Raw genomic sequence first — 622 nt, forward strand, 5'->3', positions numbered from 1 at the left:
GATGCCGAGCCTGAGCCACCAGACGGAGAGCCTGGACAAGCCGAACAAGGCATTGCCGGAGGCAAAGGGCACCCCGTTGTCGGTTCGGATAGCCGGAGGGCAAGCCGAACTCCTTGAAGACGCGTTCGAATATGGTGAAGGCGACGTCGGAACTGGGGGGGTCCATACCGGAGACATGGGTAACAGCTTGTACCTAAGATATGGGTGACAACCTCGTGCCGAACGCGCCACGGAGCGTTGGGCGCGGCGGCCTGCGATAGCACCGTGGCTCGGCCTTGAAGCGCCGTCGCTGACGGGTGCGCTTCACCGGGCCATGGCGGTCGAGCACGGCGTGCACCGTCGAGGTGGCCGGGATGCGAACCTCGCCGGCCAGTCTGCGCACCAGAAGCTCCTGATCTTCATGGCGCCGCAATGCGGCTTGCCCTTCTTGGTCTCCACGATCAGCCGCTCGATCTGGTCGGGCAACCGATTGGCGTAGCGCACCGGCCGCCGCGAGCGGTCGCGAAGCGCTTCGAGGCCCTCCTGCCGGTAGCGGTCCCAGATCTTGTAGCCGGTCTTGCGCGATATCCCGAACTGACGGCACACATCGCTCATGCCTTCCCCGTCGAGAAGCCGAGCCACG

2 protein-coding genes are annotated in these 622 nt (G+C 65.3%); one reads left to right on the plus strand and one right to left on the minus strand.

Annotated elements, in window-relative coordinates; translation table 11 throughout:
* Positions 1-208: hypothetical protein (locus N1F89_RS20635; RefSeq protein ID WP_290086384.1), on the plus strand; the 208-nt coding region annotated here is incomplete at its 5' end.
* A 95-nt stretch (positions 209-303) separates the two neighbouring features.
* Here the strand turns inward: N1F89_RS20635 and N1F89_RS20640 are convergent.
* A partial coding sequence (locus N1F89_RS20640; protein WP_290086385.1) for a helix-turn-helix domain-containing protein occupies positions 304-622 on the minus strand: 319 nt, incomplete at its 5' end.

Origin of the sequence: Aquibium sp. A9E412 (assembly GCF_030398335.1) — a bacterium.
GTDB lineage: Bacteria > Pseudomonadota > Alphaproteobacteria > Rhizobiales > Rhizobiaceae > A9E412.